Genomic DNA, 17,377 nt, shown 5'->3' on the forward strand with positions numbered 1-17,377 from the left:
ATTATTTACTCCCTCCTGCGGATAGCGGAATGCAAAGCGATAGAAACAACAATAATGAGACCGTAAATAAGTTGCGTCCAGAACCCCGTCATACCCATTGCAATAATCCCTGCTTCCAGCATCCCAATAACCACAGCTCCAATAAAAGTGCCAAAAACTGTACCTATACCGCCCTCCACAGGCGTACCCCCTAAAAACACGGCAGCGATGGTTTTCAAAAGGTAACCCTGCCCAAGAGTGGGCCAGAAATAGAGAACCTCCAAACTGGCTAAGATTCCAGCAAAAGCTGAAAAGAGACCCATTTGAGTAAAGACAATAAGCTTAACTCTCTCTACATTAACGCCCATGACCCGGGCACTATGGGGATTATCTCCAACAAAATATATATGCGCTCCCAATCTGTGACGATTCAAAACAAACCAGATAAGCACACCAATAATCACTGCCCACAAGGTTTGCATAGGAAATTTTCCCCCTACCCTGCCTACCAGAAGGTTGAAAAGAAAACTCCCTTTAGCAGGAACCAGGGTTTTACCCAGTCCACCGCTTAGAACCTGCGTAAGACCTGCCCAGAAAAACTGAGTACCAATGGTAGTAACCAGAGAAGGTAACCCCAAACCCACTATTAAAAAACCATTTAGTGCGCCTGCTCCTAAACCTACCAGAAGAGACACCAGCAAGGCAATAATAAAGCTTTGAGAAGCATGAAAAACCATGGTAAAAACAAATCCGCAAAACCCCATGATGGCAGGAAAAGAAAGATCCATCTCTCCACTGATTACCACCAGGGTCAAAGCAAGTGCCATAATCGCCGAAAAAGGCAGCGTAGACATAAAGGCAAAATAGATTTTTGAAGAAAGAAAAGTTTGAGGACTACCAATAATGAATAAGACCAGTACGGCAACCAGGACAGCTCCTGCTCCCAGTTGAGAACGATGCTCGTAAGTAAAGCTTCTATTCTTTCCCCTCGCCTCAAGTTGACGAGAAGTAGATTTTGCCATGCTCTTCCCCCCAATCCATCGATCAACCAGAAAATTATCTCGCTTAAAAGAAATGGCTCCCAAAGATGGGAGCCATTTCTTTTAAGCACTTACTAAGGCATCAAATGTTGTAAGTCACTACCCTCAGTTCCCTCAGGAGGACGATCCTCAGCCACATCACCGTTGAGTTTACCAGTCTTTGCAACCAAGTAAAGGCGATTGACCAGTTCTTCGAGTGAGATGTCTTTCTTGAGAAACTCTCCCACCACTCTTCCCCGGTCCAGAATCACAATCCTATCTGCTACCGGATAAACATGGTAGATGTTGTGAGTGATGAAAATGGCTGATTTCCCTTGTTCTTTAATTTGCTGTACAAAGCCCAGCACTTTCTGGGTTTCAGAAAGAGAGAGACCAGTGGTGGGCTCATCCAGAATGATGAGATCAGCTTTGAAATAAAGGGCCCGAGCTATAGCTACACCCTGTTTTTCTCCTCCTGAAAGGGTACCAACCACCGAGTCCACACTCAAGGCCGCAGAAGTAAAACCCATGTACTGACGCATGATGCGCTCAGTTTCTTCCTTTTCCTTTTTGATATCCACTACGCCAAGCTGGTTAACGATTTCTCTTCCCATGAAGATGTTTCTCCAGAGAGTGTGCTGTTCACAAAGAGCTCTTTCCTGAAATACGGTCTCAATTCCCAGGTCTCGAGCTTTAGCTACTGAATAGTTCTCCAGCTTCTGGCCCTTCCAGTAAATCTCTCCTGAATCCGGCCTGTGGACTCCAGTAAGAATTTTTATGAGGGTTGACTTACCAGCTCCGTTGTCACCAAGAAGTCCTACTATTTCATTGTAGCCCACGTGGAAGTTCACGTTACGTAAAACCTCCACGTGGCCAAAAGACTTGCAAATATTTACCATGGAAACCAGGTGAGAATTCTCAGCCAATTAACGGATTCCCTCCTCCACTAAAGGTGCAATTTCTTCAACGTTACCAGCATGAATTAAACCCGAACCGGTATCAATATGCAAACCTGAGAATTTATATTTTATACTCATGCAGAGCTGCAAAACAGGGAGATATCCTTGCAAGAACTGTTGTTGATCCAGAACCAAATCTGTATATCCACCGCGGATAGCCTCCAGAGTGGCTGGCGAAAGATCAAACCCAGCACCAACCACATCATCAGGTCCTAAGCCTGCTGCCCGGAAGAAAGTTTCCATGGTGGCAGTAAGAGCTCCGTGATCAGTCACTACCAGTTTTACGTCAGGATGCGAAGATACATAACCAGTGAACACGGGAACACCCAGCGGAGCTTCAGCATTTACTTCAGGAGAAATTTCAAGATAATCAACAACCAGTCCTTTATCCTTCAACGCATCGATAACTCCCTTAGTCCGCAAACCTCGAGTAGGCTGCGAAAGTAATCCCCAAACCATAGCTCGATCTCCCTCTTTAAGACCAAACATTTCTACAGCACTTTTACCAAGCATATAACCAGATTCGTAAAGCTCCTGACCGACATAACCAAAACCGCGAGCTTTATACTTAGCTTCAGCTTTAGGAAGCGTGGTGTTTTGAGAAGTTACAATAATGCCCTGCTCAAAAGCCTGATCGATCAGGGGATCCAATGCATCGTCACCCGGGTGACCCATGATAGCTATACCATCTGGTTTAGAGGCAATAGCTTCTTTAAACTGATTTACCATCTTTTCGGGATCCCAATCGGAAAAAACATACTCAACAGTACAACCCAGATCTTCCTCGGCTGCTTTGGCACCACGATACACAACACTTGCAAAAGGACCACCCGGAGGTCCACCACAGAAGAAACGAATTCTTATCCCTTCGAAGCGCTTTCCCTCTGCAAAAGCAGGACTTCCTACCAACACTAAAAAGGTAACCAAAAGCAGCATTCCTACTCCCAGAAGAATAACTCTTTTCATTATCTAAACCCTCCTTTCAAACTTTAACCAACTCCCGATCGAACACCAACAGACAACTCAACACCAAAACATGCTCAACATGCAGACATTGAATGTTTACCACCTTCGAAGAAATCCATCACCTCCCCTTTAAACCTTAATAGGATACTTTCCCATTTCTCTGGCTGTCTCCAGAAAGGCAAAGAAGTTCTCAAGTGGGGTGTCCAGTTGCACATGGTGAGTAGGGGCTATAATAAAGCCTCCTCCTGGTGCAACTGTTCTCAATCTTTCCATTACCTCATTTCTCACTTCATCTGGAGTACCAAAGGGAAGAGTGTACTGTTCATCAATGGTTCCCCAAAAAGCAAGTCTTTTACCATACCTTTTTTTAAGGTATGCAGGGTCCATGGCCCGGGGCTGTACTGGATTGAGTACATCTATTCCAATTTCTATCAGCTCATCAATTATGGGATAAATATTGCCATCGCTGTGATAGGCAATCTTGAGGTCTGGTTTGAGTTGCTTTAATTCCTGGCAGAGAGTTGCCATGCGAGGTTTCAGGTATTTACGCCACAGCTCTGGAGAAATCAGCATTCCCCTTTGAGTACCCACATCATCTCCCAGCCAGATGCCATCTACGCCCTCCTCAACCAGTCTTTTGGCAGCCGCAAGATGGAACCTGAAGGGAATGTCAAGGACCAGGTTGGCCTTCTCTTCATCCAAGACCATGTCCATGAGCAGTTTGTCCATGCCTCTCAGATACCAGGCTCCTTCAAAGATAGTGCATACCGTTACCCCTAAAATGAAATACTCTTTACTAAATCTTTCCTTCAGGCTTCGAAGGGGCTGATAAAGCTCCTCTCTCTGGGGGTCAGGGGGGACATAGTGTTCAATCGCTGCATCTTCAGCCAGGGGATGCTCGACAATCTCCGTGTAATAACCACGCCCAAATGGTGTGTCATAGGGAACACGCTTCCAGCGAATTCCCCATTCACAAACATATTCCTCTTCCTCGCATAAATAATAAGAATTAGCTATTCCTACCGCATACTGAATGATGTCAAGTCCAAGAATCCCTTCCAGAAAGTGCTCTTCCCCTCCATGGGGATTCACGGTGGAAGAAGGTTGTAATCCCAGGTGTTGCTCCAAGCGCAAGGCAAACTCGGGAGTAAAGCTGGCCTGAACGGGTACCCGGTCAGGTTCCTGATGAGAAAGAGCAGTTAATACTCGTTCTTTAGAAAGCAAACTTATAACCCCCATTTACTCGCTTAAAGCCTCAAAAGAAGGGAATAATAAACACTCCCTATTCCACAAAACAAGTTTAGAAAGTAACTTTTCAAAATCTTCCAGAGCAAAACCTTTCACGCTTTCCGGAAAAAGGGGAACTACTGGTAAATTGATTACCTCCACATCCAGAGAAAAATCCTCGGCAAGACATAGAGCCAAAAAAACAACTCCCAAAAACCCTTGCAAATATGGAAATTGATAAAGAGAACAGTTAATCAGATTTGCTTCCAGGAACGGTTTCCACTCTTCAGAAAGGTCATTACCGATGACCACCACTTCCTTCCTGGGTTTTACCTGTTGCAGAGCTCTACCAACTCCATAGTTACCAAAAGCAGTACTCATAAAAATACCAGCAACGCCTTCCTCATCAACCAGGTATTTACCAGTCACTTCAAAAGCTTCTTCCTCGTCTTTTACCTCAACCACCCAGGAAGCATCGTAGGGTAAGTTATTTTCATTAATGAAATCGGTGAGACCCTGCCATCTCATAACATGAGAAGGAGCCTGCTTATTAGTGGTTACAGTGCAAATTCTACCCTTCCTGCTACCCAGAAATAATCTGAAAAGCTTTCCTGCCATTCTTCCTGCAACATAGTAATCCTGACCAACATAGAAAAGCCTTTTGCTGAAAGGAGCATCCACGTTAAAGGTAGCAACTTTGATTCCCCTTATATGGAAAGCATTTATAAAATAATCGAGTTTAGTGAGATCCGAAGGCACTATCAGCAAGGCATCAAACTTTTGTTTTTCCAAAAGATTTTCCAGAATCAGGTTCTGTTCAGATAGGTTGTGGCCTTTGGTACGATATACTTCGAACTCCATACCCCATTCTTTCAAAAAAGTAATTGCATCAAAGACCCCATTCTCTACAGCACTCCAAAAATAAGCATCCTGAGGGAAAAGAACAACCATCTTCTTGTCCAGCTTACGGTTATAAGACAGCACTCTGGGGGCAAGGTACCCCAACTCCTTTGCTTTCTCGATAATCTTTTTGCGCAAATCTTTGCTGATTCTTCCCTTTCCGTTGAGGGCTCTACTAACTGTAGCCAGAGAAATGCCCAGTTCATCGGCTATATCCTTAAGCGTAACTTTTTTTGACATCTGGCAAAACCCTTTTTTCCAAAATTACTTCTGACAAAAATTTTTACTTTTAACCAGTTTAAGAAAACTTTGTACCAAAGTCAACCGGTAGAACTATAAATTTTGCGCAATAAATGAGTAACAACTTTCAAAAAACCATACAGGTCGCCAATTTCCCTTGAACACATACTTTAAACCAAGAAGGAACGACTAATACGGCCTCCCCCTTTTTGAGTAGACATTTCAGATATAATTAATTGTTACACAACTTGACTCATGCGCGGTGAAAAAACCAATATGCAATATCAAAGTAAACCAGAAACACAAAAAAGAACTTTAACACTACTCTCAGATCTGGGCTTACTCAGTGTGAGCGCCATATGGGGCGCAACCTTTGTGACGATGAAAAATTTACTTGCTAATTTTCACGTTGCCGAGATACTTTTTGGAAGATTCCTTGTTGCAGCTCTTTTCACACTTCTTCTGTTTTCGAAGTCAAAGTTTGAGCTTAAAAGCTTTCAAAGAGGGCTCTTGCCAGGCGTTTTTCTCTTCGCTGGCTACTTTTTTCAGTCCTGGGGGCTGGTTTTCACTACTCCCGCCCGGTCCGGATTCATAACGGGTCTCAGTGTTATTCTGGTGCCTTTTATCTCCTGGATAATCCTAAAAAGCAAACCCTCACTTCACGTTTACCTTGGAGTAGTCCTTTCAACTCTGGGACTATTTTTAATTCTCACCCCTCAAGAGCTGGCCACCAACCAGAGCGAATCCTGGTTGCGAGGAGATATCTTAACTCTGCTTGGAGCATCCGCTTACGCTTTACAAATAGTACTGGTCGAAAAATTCGCCAGCAAAGCAAACGGCCTTTCCATGGCGTTTGGGGAATTCAGCATCGTGACTGTCTTGAGTCTGAGCATCTTATCCAACACAACCACCGGCAGTATTACCACAATCTTTCTCGCGCAACCACTTGCGGTTATATTTTTGGGAATAGTTGCTACAGCAATGGCTTTTATTGTCCAAAAGATAGCCCAAAAGCACACACCCTCAACCCATGTGGCGCTTATTTTTGCTTCTGAGCCAGTATTTGCCGCTCTTTTTGCAAGTCTTCTCTGGGGAGAAAAGTTCACACCCCGCACTATAGCGGGGTGTGTATTAATACTGGGGGGCATTCTTAGCTGTGAGATGTCCAGAACATTTATTCACCGCTTTCAATCTCTTCAACCTTCAGGTCAAACTCAAGCCCTTCAGCGTAAAGGAGATCTATAATTTTTTGCAACAACGCCTGCTCTTCTCCCTTGCTCAAGAGCTGCCCTCTTCGCTTGAAATTGGTCAAAATCAACCTCATATTCCTTCCTCCTAAACACGAAGTTTCTGCAAGGCTCTATCAATGCGATCCATAGCTTCCGCAATGTTCTCAAGAGAATTGGAATAAGAAATCCTCAAATATCCTTCGCCAAAATCTCCAAAACAGGTACCCGGAAGAAGGGCCACTCCAGCTTCTTCAAGCAAATACTGCGACATTTCCTTAGAGCTCAAGCCAAAACTACGAATATTTGGGAAAAAGTAAAATGCCCCTTCAGGCTTAACAAAGCTTAAACCCTTAATATTCTGCAAGCGCTCTATCAGAAAGTCTCTCCTTCGTTTAAATTCAGAAACCATGGCCTTTACTGCCTTGTCACCACGAAGTAAGGCCTCCACTCCCGCCATTTGTGTAAAGGTGCAGGTGCAGGAATAAGAATTAGTAGCCAGCAAGGTTAGATACTCTGCCCACTCCTTGGGTAAAACAGCATATCCCAATCTCCAGCCAGTCATTGCAAAGCTTTTGGAAAAAGCATCAAGCACTACGGTTCGCTCTCTCATTCCAGGAAATTCCAGAATGCTAATATGCCTTCCGCCATAAACAATCTCACTGTAGACTTCATCAGTAAAAATCAACAGATCCTCTTCTTGTGCAATTCGGGCTATAGCTCTCATTTCCTCTTCGGTTAACACAGAACCGGTAGGATTATGAGGAGAATTTAAAACAATCATTTTTGTGCGGCCAGTAATCAATTTTCTCATTTCATCGGGGTTAACTCTAAACCCGTCTTCTTCTCTTAGCTTAAGGGGAACTGCTTTGGCACCGACAAAATCGATTATCGAACGATAAGCTGGAAAGCCCGGGTCTGGATAAATAACCTCGTCCCCTTCCTCAAGAAGCATCAAAAAACTCAAGAAAATCACTGGTTTTGCACCTGGCATGATAACAACTTCTTCAGGTGTTACTTCAATATTTCTGGTCCTCTTCATATACTCACATACCGCTTTTCTTAAATCTGCTATACCCGCTGAAGGGACGTAATAGGTGTGCCCTTCCTGTATAGCCTGAATAGCTGTCTGTTTAACATTGTAAGGAGTATCAAAGTCTGGTTGCCCAATTTCCAGGTGAATTATCTCTTTGCCCTGTTTCTCTAATTCGGTAACCTGAGCCAGGACTTCAAACGCTCCTTCCCCGCGAAGTTGAAAAACTCTATTAGCTATAAAAGCTTTAAGATTGCTTCCCTTTTTAATTTTTTCGATAACCTTCATCGTTATCACCTCTACCTGTTGGTAATACTTTAATGCATTACATCTGCTTTTTGCAATATTTTTTCGCTAAAAGAAACAAAATTTGTTGCCACTTCAGGCTTTGAGCAGAAGAGCCACAGTTTCAAAATGTGGGGTATGAGGAAAAAGGTCGATAAAGCAAATTTTCTTAAGCTGGTAACCACCCTCTCTAAAGAAAAGCACATCGCGGGCAAAGGTACCAATATTGCAGGAAACATAAACTATCAAAGGCACACCAAGTGTGACGACTTTTTTCACTGCTTTTTTATCAAGACCCGCACGAGGTGGATCCAGAATCACACAATCGAATTTCTGAGAAGAAAGGCCGCTAAGCATTTTTTCCACCCGTCCTGAAACACAGATGAAGTTATCCAGTCCATTTAACCAGGCATTGTGCTTGGCATCTTCAACTGCTTTAGGATTTTCTTCTACTCCCAACACACTCGATGCACTGTCGGCAAGGTAAAGACCGATTCCTCCACTTCCACAGTAAAGGTCAAGCACCTTTTGCCTGCGGTCCAACTGGGCGTATTCTTTTACCTTTTCATAAAGCAGATAACAACCAGGGGAATTAACCTGAAAAAAGCTCTCAATGGACACCTTATAGCGTATTGAGCCAATGCGTTCGTAAAAAAAATCCCTGCCAAAAAGAAGCTGCTTTTTCTCAAATATTAAAGCACTCGCTGGTGCATTATTGATAATATGGACCAACCCCTGTACTGAAGGAACGAGAGACTTCAATTCTCGAATTAATTCTTCCGTTTTCGGAATCGCTCCCTCCCTGGATGCCAAACCAACGATGAATTCTGCTTCAGACTCAGAGCGGCGAATAAGCAAATTACGCAGAAAGCCTTCTTTTTTAACCGGATCATACCCGCTGAGCTGGTTACGAACCGCAAAGTCACGGAAAAAGCCCAGTAATTGAGCAATTTTCTCGTGGTTCATTAAATAACAAACTTTCAAATCAAGAACTTCCCAGTATCGTTTTTTGGGATGTAAACCCAGAGCAAGTTTTCCCTCTTGAGAAGGACCAAAGTTGAACTCCATCTTGTTCCGATAGCCAAACACTTTAGGCGAAGGGAAAAACCCTTCATAATCTATTTCTTCTCTGCTGATTTTACCTACCCGTTGCAAAGCGTCAAAAGCGCTTTTTTCCTTAAAAGCCAACTGTTGAGGGTAACTTAGAAATTGCAAACTACACCCCCCACATCCTTCTTCGAAATGGGGACAGATGGGTTCGACTCTACCTTCAGCAGGCTCAATCAGTTCTAAAAGTTCACCAAGCGCAAAGTTATTCTTTACCTTAACAATCTTCACGCGGCATACATCGCCAGGAATTACACCACCAACAAAAACCACAAACCCATTTTTCTTCAAAACCCCTTGACCCTCCGGGAGTGCAAAATCCACCACTTTTCCTTCAAATATTTCCCCTTTTGCAGGCTTCACTGTAAGCACCTCTTCTGCTTGAAAAGGTGATACATACCTATCCCAAAGGCCACAGAAACATTGAGAGAAGCAAGTTTACCTCCTGAAGGAATGAAAGCTAAAAAATCACATTGAGAACGAACCAGCTTTCGTATGCCCTTATCCTCTCCTCCCACCACCAGCGCCACCGGTACTTCCCGCACGTCAATATCCCAGAGAGGCTGGCCTTCCCCTACCTCCAGTCCAACCATAAAAACCCCTGCCTCTTTAAACTCTTTGATAACTCCCGCAAAATTATTAACTTGAACCACAGGTAGAACTTCAAACCCTCCTGCTGCTACTTTAAGCGCACCGGAACTAAGAGGAGCTGTCTGAGCTTTGCTAACAAGAACCCCTCTGGCTCCAAAAAAAGCAGCAGTGCGGACCAGAGCCCCCAGATTACGAGGGTCTTCAATTCTATCCAAAAAAGCAACAATGGCGCTTCTGTCGCCACTAACCTGCTCCAGTATATCCCTCCAGGTAAACTGTTCTTCCAGACGAGTCAACAAGAGAACTCCCTGATGAGCAACTTTGCCCTTCCCGAGCCAGCGCTCAAAAACCCTTTTATCTTCAACTATTTCAATTGCAATTCCCATTGCCTGAGCACGAGCCAGTATCTTCTTTACAGACTCACCCTGTGCCCCTTGATATAAAATCAGCTTCTCAAAGCTACGATGGGGATTATTAAGAGCCTGCAGAACCGCATGACGACCATAAATAATTTTTCCCATCAGGGCTCCTCCGGAGCGCTTTCATCGACACGATACCATCTTGTCCCAAGAGGCGTATCTTCAAGCACAAATCCCTTCTCCTTCAAAACCGCTCTTATCGCGTCAGCTTCCTGCCACTTCTTTTCCTTTCTCGCTTCCTCTCGTTTAGAAACCAATTCTATAACCTCTCTGTCCTCCTCATCCATTAAATTCAGAGGTATTATACCCAGTATTCTATCTACCGATTGCAGAAAAGCTTCCATCGAATTAAGGACGCCAACATCCCATTTCTTACGTGAAGGATGTAAATACTCATTGGCAAACCGCACAAACTCGCCAATAGTACCCAAGGCTTGTGGAGTATTGAAATCGTCGGCAAGAGCATTAAAAAAACGTATCTTAAAATCCTCAACTCGTAAAAGCACCTCTCTGTTTTCCTCCTGAGTGATACGATATTCATTTCTCTTGATAAAGAAGAAATTACGCAAAAAGTTCTTTATTCTATTAAGAAAACCCCTGGCATTATCAAGCGTAGTGTCATCCATGCTCAGGGGGCTACGATAATGAGCCCCAAAAAGAGCTATCCTGAGCACTTGGGGAGAATGTACTTTTAGGAGATCACGAACTTTAATTATATTGCCCAGCGACTTGGACATTTTCTGGCTCCCAATGGTCAAATACCCATTGTGCAAGAAATAACGAGCAAAGGGTTTGCCCGTAGCAGCTTCACTCTGGGCAATTTCATTCTCATGATGTGGAAACACCAAATCAGCTCCTCCAGCGTGAATATCCAGAGTAGGACCCAAATACTTCATCGACATGGCTGAACACTCTATGTGCCACCCGGGTCTTCCTCTCCCCCAGGGGCTTTCCCAGAAGGGTTCCCCGGGTTTTGCTGCTTTCCAGAGGACAAAATCCGCTGGGTTTCTTTTCCTATAACGTGCCTCCACCCTTGCTCCTTCTATAAGCTCATCCAGTTTCTTACCGGATAATTTTCCATACTCTGGGAAGCGGGAAACATCAAAAAGCACGTCTCCCTCTACAAGATAGGTAAACCCTTTTTCTTCGAGAATCCTGATTAGGTTGATAATCTCATCGATATGCTCGGTAGCTCGAGGATGATAGTCCCCTCTCTGGATTCCCAAAGCATCAGCATCTTTCCAGTATTCGTTTATAAAACGATCTGCAACTTCCATAAAAGAGACTTTCAGTTGATTGGCCTTGTTGATAATCTTGTCATCTACATCGGTAAAATTTTGCACAAAAACAACTTTATAACCCACTTCTCGTAAAAACCGTCTCAGGGAATCAAAAACCACAAAAACCCGGGCATTACCTATATGAATGTAGTCATATACAGTTGGACCACAAACATAAAATCCCACCCAGTCCTTATCGGAAAGGGTGAACTTTTCTTTGCTTCTGGAAAGGGTGTTAAAAAGACGTATCTCCAAACTCATCAAATCCTCCCCTGTCCACAGAGTTTTTCATATACCTTATCTCTACCAAGTGCGACCAATAAAGCATCCAACCCTGGACCCTCTTTGCAACCCATAAGCACCATACGCAGGGTCTGGAAAAACTTTTTAGCTGAAAATCCGCTCTCTTTTTGAATCTCTTTCAAGAGATTGCGCATTGCTTCTTCATTTTCCCAGCAATTTACAGGCAACCCAGGTAAGGCAGAACAAAAAAGTTTAACAATCTCCTTTTCCTCCCCATCTGTAACCGAAAACTTAAAAAACAGAATCTTCTGAATTCTTTCACCTACATCCCTTAATGTGTTTGCTTCTTCAGAGGCCAACTTCAAAATTTTAGCCATCCTAAGTGAACCACCAGCCTCTTTCTCCCAGCGCTCAATTTCCTCCGCCGAAAACAACTCCTTTAAACCAGTTTTTATTTCTTCAGTATCCATCATTCTGAGATAACTGGCATTTATCCAGATAAGCTTCTTAAAATCAAACACAGCGCTGGAGCGGGCAATTCTCTCCATAGAGAAAAGCCCCGGTAATTCCTGGTAAGGAACCAATTCGCAACCATCTGGAAAAGAATGGCCAAGCAGAAAGAGAAAGTTAAGAATCGCCTGTGGCAAGAAGCCCTGCTCACGAAGTTCACTGATATTTACACTTTTTCTCCTTTTGCTAAGCTTGGACCTGTTTTCATCCAGGATTATGGGAACATGAGCAAACTGAGGTGGTTCCCAATCCAAGAGCTGGTAAAGAAGCAACTGATAAGGGGTGTTGGGCAAATGTTCTTCTCCCCGGATAACATGGGTAATCTTCATCAAAGCATCATCAACTACACAGGCAAAATTATAAGTGGGCCATCCATCAGATCTCCAAACTATAAAGTCACCAATAGCTTCACTCTGAAACCTAACCTCACCCCTTATCAAATCTTGCAAAACGATACTTTTACCGTGTGGTACCCTAAAACGCCAGGAGGGAATTACACCAGAACGTTCCTTTTCTTTTCTTTCCTCTTCAGATAGATAAAAACATTTCCCTGAATAGCGAGGTGGTTTGCCCTGTCTAAGCAGAGACCTCCTCTCTGCTTCCAGTTCCTCCTTACTGCAGTAACAGGGATACAGGACGTTCCTGGCACGAAGCAGGTCAAAATACTTCTTGTAAAAATCCATACGCTCCGATTGTCGGTAGGGACCAAAAGAGGTGTTATTGATATCTGGACCCTCATCCCAGCTTATACCTAACCATTTCAAATCTCTAAGAATAGCTTCTTCGTAAGCTCTTTGAGAACGGTCGCGGTCGGTATCTTCGATGCGCAAAACAAAAATACCTTTGTTCTTCTTAGCAAAAGCCCAGTTAAAAGCAGCAGTCCTGGCACCGCCTATGTGGAGAACACCAGTTGGACTGGGTGCAAAACGGGTCCTTACTGTGCTGGCCAATTGACCACCTCCACTCTCACTTTCTCAATCCCATCTCGTAAAAGACCGATGGTCCTCGCTGCAATCATGGACAAATCAATAATCCTGTTTTTTCGTGCCGGACCACGATCGTTGACCCTTACCACAACTTGTTTGCCATTAGCAAGATTGGTAACCAGTAAGACGGTGTTAAAAGGGAACTCACGGTGCGCACAGGTAAATGCATAGGGATTAAATACTTCCCCCGAAGAAGTTGTTCTGTTCTTAAAACGGGGTCCATACCATGAAGCAAAGCCAGTAATAATCTTCCCGGTTGGATTATAGTAATAGCCCCTTAGGCGATAAAACTCCATTTGAAAATTATTAAGCCAAAGTGCTGCCAAATCCAAAGGATTAGAGTTATTAAGCCGGGCATCTTCCCTTGAAACTTCAAAAAGCTCCTCACCGTTGCAAAAGGCTTTCACCGACGCATTGCCAACCCGAAGATAAAAATCTGGTGGTTGGTCAAAAGTACTTCCCAGGATATGTTCCAGCCTCAGAGCCAGATTCTGTGCTCTCTCTTCAATACTCTTATAACTACCCGCTGAACGAACTCGCATTAGCAATCTACCATTAATCTTTATCGTAAAAAGATGCGAAGCTTTTCTTTCCCAGGCCACTGAAAAAGCATGCTGAGCGTTCGCTCTCACCACCCAGGCAAACCAAAAAAGCGAAAGTAGTGGTAATACAATTAATCCTCGCTTACCAGTAAGCTTACCGCATAGCAACTTATGGCCTCCCCCTTTCCCAATTCACCAATTCCTTCGTTGGTGGTAGCTTTAACGTTAAACCTGCTTGTATCAAGACCCAGCACCTCGGTTACCTTCTCACGAATGGAAGGGATAAACTTCTGTAAACGGGGTTTTTCAGCAATAAGCACAGTATCAACATTAACAATGTGCCAGCCAGCATTCTGAATTTTTCTACCCACTTCATAGAGCAGCTTTAGACTATAGACATCCTTAAACTGTGGATCTTCAGGGGGGAACCAAAACCCAATATCTGGAAGACCCGCGGCGCCCAGGAGACTGTCCATAACAGCATGACAAAGAACATCTCCGTCGGAGTGCCCAAGCAAGCCTTTTTCAAAAGGAATGTGTACTCCTCCCAAAATTAGCGCTCTCCCTTTTTCGAGGCGATGAATATCATAGCCAATCCCAACCCGCATCTGCATCAGCAAATCCTCTTTTCCCAGCGCAGTATTTCTTCTGCTCTTATGAAATCAAAAGGCGTAGTTATCTTAATGTTGTTTTCCGCACCCAGAACCAGAGCAACTTTCTTTCCCAATCTCTCAACCAAAGAAGAATCGTCGGTCCCATAAAACCCGTCCTGAAAGGCCTTCTCCATAGCCTCAAGAATGAGCGAAACCCTGAACACCTGAGGCGTTTGAGCACGCCATATTTTCTTGCGGTCCAGAGTTTTCTCTATAGTAGTTCCATCTTCTGAAAACTTTACAGTATCCACACAGGGAATTGCACAACACACAGCTTCGGTTTCTTGAACTCTTTCAGCACATCTTTCTATTATAGATTCAGTAACAAAAGGCCTTACCCCATCGTGGATAAATACGAAATCCTTTTTTCTCTCCCTCAACACTTCCAGCCCTCTATACACAGATTCTTGCCTGGTATCGCCGCCAAAGACATACTTCCGAAATTTCTTGAAACAAAATTGCTTCAATACTCTTTTAACAAAAATATCCTCATGGTCAGGGTGAATAACTACTACTATTTCCTGAATCAAAGGGGAACGCTCAAAAGCCTCAATAGTATGAGCAATTATCGGCTTATCAAGAAGAGGTAAATACTGTTTTGGAACGGCGACGTTCATTCTTTCTCCTTTACCCGCTGCAACAATAACTGCAAAGAACAAGGCTTTCACTCCAGGTTAGTTTTTAGAGGATGCCTTAGGGCGAACAAAAATCATTCTTCCTGCAGGAGTTTGCAAAACACTGGTTACCACAGTGTCAACCACACTATTTATGTACCTTTTGCCCCCCTCAACAACCACCATTGTCCCATCGTCCAGATACCCAACACCCTGATCTGCTTCCTTGCCTTCCCGAATGACCTGGACTTTTAATTCCTCACCAGGCAAAACGTAGGGCTTCAAGGCATTAGAAAGCTCATTAATATTGAGCACTTCAACACCCTCGAGTTCGGCAATCTTATTAAGGTTATAATCATTGGTAACCACCTTAGCACCCAGTACTTTAGCCAGTTTGACAAGCTTGGCGTCGACATCCCTAATTTCAGGAAAGTCCCGCTCAATAATCCTTACATTGACTCTTTTATCCTTGCGGATTTTGTTTAAAATATCCAGACCCCTTCTGCCCCGATTTCTCTTTAGAGGGTCCTGAGAATCTGCAATTTGTTGCAACTCTCGCAACACAAAGCGAGGTATGAGAAACTCGCCTTCCAGAAAACCAGTTTTACAGATATCAGCAATCCTGCCATCTACGATTACACTTGTATCCAGAATCTTGGCAGAAGTAGCTTGGCCACGCAACAGTTTCATGCGAGGTATGCCGGTAAAAACGGCTACAATGTCTTCCTTGCGAGAAAAAAACAAAGAAAATCCCAGCACACCGCAAATAGCAGTTACCACAAGAGGGAGATAGGGATTCTTAAAGGGTAAAAAAGACATGGGATAAGTTAGCAACACTCCAATTACAAGACCTGCAATCAAACCTACAAAGCCCACCAGGAAATCAATGGCCTGGAGTTTACTAAAAAATCCAAACACGTTCCATCTATCCTGTTCCAAAAAGGGAGTAAATATCTTTTTTACAACCAGACTTAAAACCCCCACCACTACAGACCATCCTAAAATTCTCCCCCAAATCAAGCCGCTTTCTGTTCCCGAAATCAAAATCCCTAAAATAAAGACAGCAAAAAAAACCACAACCACAGTAATAAGATCCCCTTTTGACAAACCGCCTCACTTCCTTTCCCATTAAGAAATAATTGAAAGGTAGGTGGTTCTGGTATTCAGCAACACCTCCTCGGACAATTATAACATCTCCTCAGTATATTCCGCATCACAGCAAGCCTTCCATTTTCAGGGCTTCATGGATACTCTTGTATCCGCTCAACTCCAAACTCCCTTTAAACTTATCACGAAGAACTCGCTCATTAGCAATAGCATAGTGGGAAATAACCGCCCTTCTAATTCCTCTCCGAGCAGCTTCTCGCAAGCGGTATTCAAGGAGAGGAATTGGCCTTATCTCGCCACTTAAGCCAACTTCACCAATAAAGACAACCTCTCTGGAAACTGGTTTCTCCAGTTTAGAAGAAGCCAAGCTAAAGCAGAGAGCCAAGTCGGTAGCAGTCTCATAGCTGCGAATACCTCCAACAACACTTGCATAGACATCACATTTGCTAAAACGTATTCGAGCCACCTTTTCCAAGATAGCTACAATGAGGAACAACCTTGCTGACTCTACACCCAGCGCTACTCTTCTTGGATAATCCAGATATGAATTATTTACCAGGGATTGAATCTCCACCATGAGAGGTCTCTTGCCCTCCACCAGAACGGTGCGGACACTACCCAAACCCTCCAAATCTGAAGGAGCCAGAAAAAGGTGGGAAGGGTCCTCAACATCTCTCAGGCCATCCTCGCCCATTTCTAAGATACCAACCTCCCAGGTAGGTCCAAAACGGTTTTTTATGCTCCTTAACAAGCGAAGAGCAAGGTGTGGGTCTCCTTCGAGATAGAGAACAACATCAACCAGGTGTTCCAAGGTTTTAGGTCCAGCTACCACACCTTCTTTAGTGACGTGCCCTACCATGAAAAAAGCCCTCTTTTCTTGCTTGGCAATATTCATAAACAGAGAGCTTAGTTCCTTTAAGACACTCACACTACCCGCAGCAGATGCCTGTTCAGCAAAACCTAAATTTTGGATAGAATCAACGACCACCAAATCCGGACCAATACGTGTTATTTCAGAAAAAATATCTTCTACACAGTTTGTGGAAAGAAGAAACAAATTTTGGTGAGCATCAATTTTCAATCTGGTTATACGGAGAAAAAGTTGAGCAACAGATTCCTCACTGCTTACATAAAGAACTCTTTTACCACGAGAAGCTATGCCGTGAGAAATCTTCAAAAGCAGAGTAGACTTCCCAATTCCTGGGTCACCACTTAAAAGAACCAGAGAGCCTTCAACAACCCCTCCCCCTAATACCCTATCAACTTCAGACAAACCCGTTTTGAAGCGTGGAGCTCCCTTAGTTACTTCGTGCGAAAGTTCCGAGAGGGAAACTGCTTGAGTGCGACTACGAAAAACCTCTTTAGTGCGGTTGTGAAGTTTTGTTTCCTGTTCTTTATGTAAAAAAGTATTCCACTCCCCACACTGGGGACACCTGCCCAGCCAACTGGGAGTGGAATACCCACATTGTGAACAAACATAACTCATTCCTA

The 17,377-nt window shown here is 43.7% G+C and carries 16 protein-coding genes; 1 reads left to right on the forward strand and 15 read right to left on the reverse strand.

Translation table 11 applies throughout. The annotated features are described in order from the left end of the window. Positions 1-5 precede the first annotated feature (5 nt). From ACKTT1_RS06995 to ACKTT1_RS07015, 5 genes are all read right to left on the reverse strand, one after another. Positions 6-1,001, reverse strand: coding sequence for an ABC transporter permease (locus ACKTT1_RS06995; RefSeq protein ID WP_412709063.1), 996 nt, complete (start codon positions 999-1,001; stop codon positions 6-8). Between the two features lie 92 nt (positions 1,002-1,093). Then, the gene (locus ACKTT1_RS07000; RefSeq protein ID WP_412709064.1) at positions 1,094-1,924 is read right to left on the reverse strand and encodes an ATP-binding cassette domain-containing protein; all 831 of its coding nucleotides are present in this window, start codon (positions 1,922-1,924) and stop codon (positions 1,094-1,096) included. Further along, a complete protein-coding gene (locus ACKTT1_RS07005) occupies positions 1,925-2,923 on the reverse strand; it encodes a substrate-binding domain-containing protein (RefSeq protein WP_412709065.1) in 999 nt (332 codons plus the stop codon). It lies immediately after the preceding gene. Between the two features lie 129 nt (positions 2,924-3,052). Continuing rightward, positions 3,053-4,147, reverse strand: a complete 1,095-nt coding sequence (locus ACKTT1_RS07010; RefSeq protein WP_412709066.1) for a uroporphyrinogen decarboxylase family protein — start codon at positions 4,145-4,147, stop codon at positions 3,053-3,055. Between the two features lie 15 nt (positions 4,148-4,162). After that, a complete protein-coding gene (locus ACKTT1_RS07015; protein ID WP_412709067.1) occupies positions 4,163-5,290 on the reverse strand; it encodes a substrate-binding domain-containing protein in 1,128 nt (375 codons plus the stop codon). A 276-nt stretch (positions 5,291-5,566) separates the two neighbouring features. Between ACKTT1_RS07015 and ACKTT1_RS07020 the strand changes: the two genes are divergently transcribed. Continuing rightward, positions 5,567-6,535, forward strand: coding sequence for a DMT family transporter (locus tag ACKTT1_RS07020; RefSeq protein WP_412709068.1), 969 nt, complete (start codon positions 5,567-5,569; stop codon positions 6,533-6,535). A 90-nt stretch (positions 6,536-6,625) separates the two neighbouring features. Here the strand turns inward: ACKTT1_RS07020 and ACKTT1_RS07025 are convergent, their stop codons facing one another. The 10 genes from ACKTT1_RS07025 to radA form a co-directional block, all read right to left on the reverse strand. Continuing rightward, positions 6,626-7,837 carry a pyridoxal phosphate-dependent aminotransferase gene (locus tag ACKTT1_RS07025; RefSeq protein ID WP_412709069.1) on the reverse strand — a complete coding sequence of 404 codons (1,212 nt, stop codon included), beginning with the start codon at positions 7,835-7,837 and terminating at the stop codon, positions 6,626-6,628. 93 nt (positions 7,838-7,930) lie between these two features. Continuing rightward, positions 7,931-9,304, reverse strand: coding sequence for a 23S rRNA (uracil(1939)-C(5))-methyltransferase RlmD (gene rlmD, locus ACKTT1_RS07030; protein ID WP_412709070.1), 1,374 nt, complete (start codon positions 9,302-9,304; stop codon positions 7,931-7,933). Next, on the reverse strand, positions 9,301-10,053 hold the full coding sequence (rlmB, locus tag ACKTT1_RS07035; RefSeq protein ID WP_412709071.1) for a 23S rRNA (guanosine(2251)-2'-O)-methyltransferase RlmB: 753 nt from the start codon (positions 10,051-10,053) through the stop codon (positions 9,301-9,303). The genes rlmD and rlmB overlap by 4 nt, the downstream gene beginning before the upstream one ends. Next, positions 10,053-11,480, reverse strand: a complete 1,428-nt coding sequence (gene cysS / locus ACKTT1_RS07040; protein WP_412710567.1) for a cysteine--tRNA ligase — start codon at positions 11,478-11,480, stop codon at positions 10,053-10,055. The genes rlmB and cysS overlap by 1 nt, the downstream gene beginning before the upstream one ends. A gap of 11 nt (positions 11,481-11,491) precedes the next feature. Beyond that, a complete protein-coding gene (gltX, locus tag ACKTT1_RS07045; RefSeq protein WP_412709072.1) occupies positions 11,492-12,934 on the reverse strand; it encodes a glutamate--tRNA ligase in 1,443 nt (480 codons plus the stop codon). Beyond that, entirely contained in the window at positions 12,919-13,680 is a 762-nt protein-coding gene (locus ACKTT1_RS07050) for a septal ring lytic transglycosylase RlpA family protein (protein ID WP_412709073.1), read from the reverse strand. Before ACKTT1_RS07050 ends, gltX begins: the two co-directional genes overlap by 16 nt. Further along, positions 13,644-14,120, reverse strand: a complete 477-nt coding sequence (ispF, locus tag ACKTT1_RS07055; RefSeq protein ID WP_412710568.1) for a 2-C-methyl-D-erythritol 2,4-cyclodiphosphate synthase — start codon at positions 14,118-14,120, stop codon at positions 13,644-13,646. The genes ACKTT1_RS07050 and ispF overlap by 37 nt, the downstream gene beginning before the upstream one ends. 5 nt (positions 14,121-14,125) lie before the next feature. Beyond that, complete coding sequence (gene ispD / locus ACKTT1_RS07060) at positions 14,126-14,833, reverse strand: 2-C-methyl-D-erythritol 4-phosphate cytidylyltransferase (protein WP_412709074.1); 708 nt, start codon at positions 14,831-14,833, stop codon at positions 14,126-14,128. A 6-nt stretch (positions 14,834-14,839) separates the two neighbouring features. Further along, positions 14,840-15,886: a PIN/TRAM domain-containing protein gene (locus ACKTT1_RS07065; protein WP_412709075.1), complete on the reverse strand. Its 1,047-nt coding sequence runs from the start codon at positions 15,884-15,886 to the stop codon at positions 14,840-14,842. 106 nt (positions 15,887-15,992) lie between these two features. Next, positions 15,993-17,372 carry a DNA repair protein RadA gene (radA, locus tag ACKTT1_RS07070; RefSeq protein ID WP_412709076.1) on the reverse strand — a complete coding sequence of 460 codons (1,380 nt, stop codon included), beginning with the start codon at positions 17,370-17,372 and terminating at the stop codon, positions 15,993-15,995. Positions 17,373-17,377 lie beyond the last annotated feature (5 nt).

Origin of the sequence: Atrimonas thermophila (genome assembly GCF_045864955.1) — a bacterium.
GTDB lineage: Bacteria > Atribacterota > Atribacteria > Atribacterales > Thermatribacteraceae > Thermatribacter > Thermatribacter velox.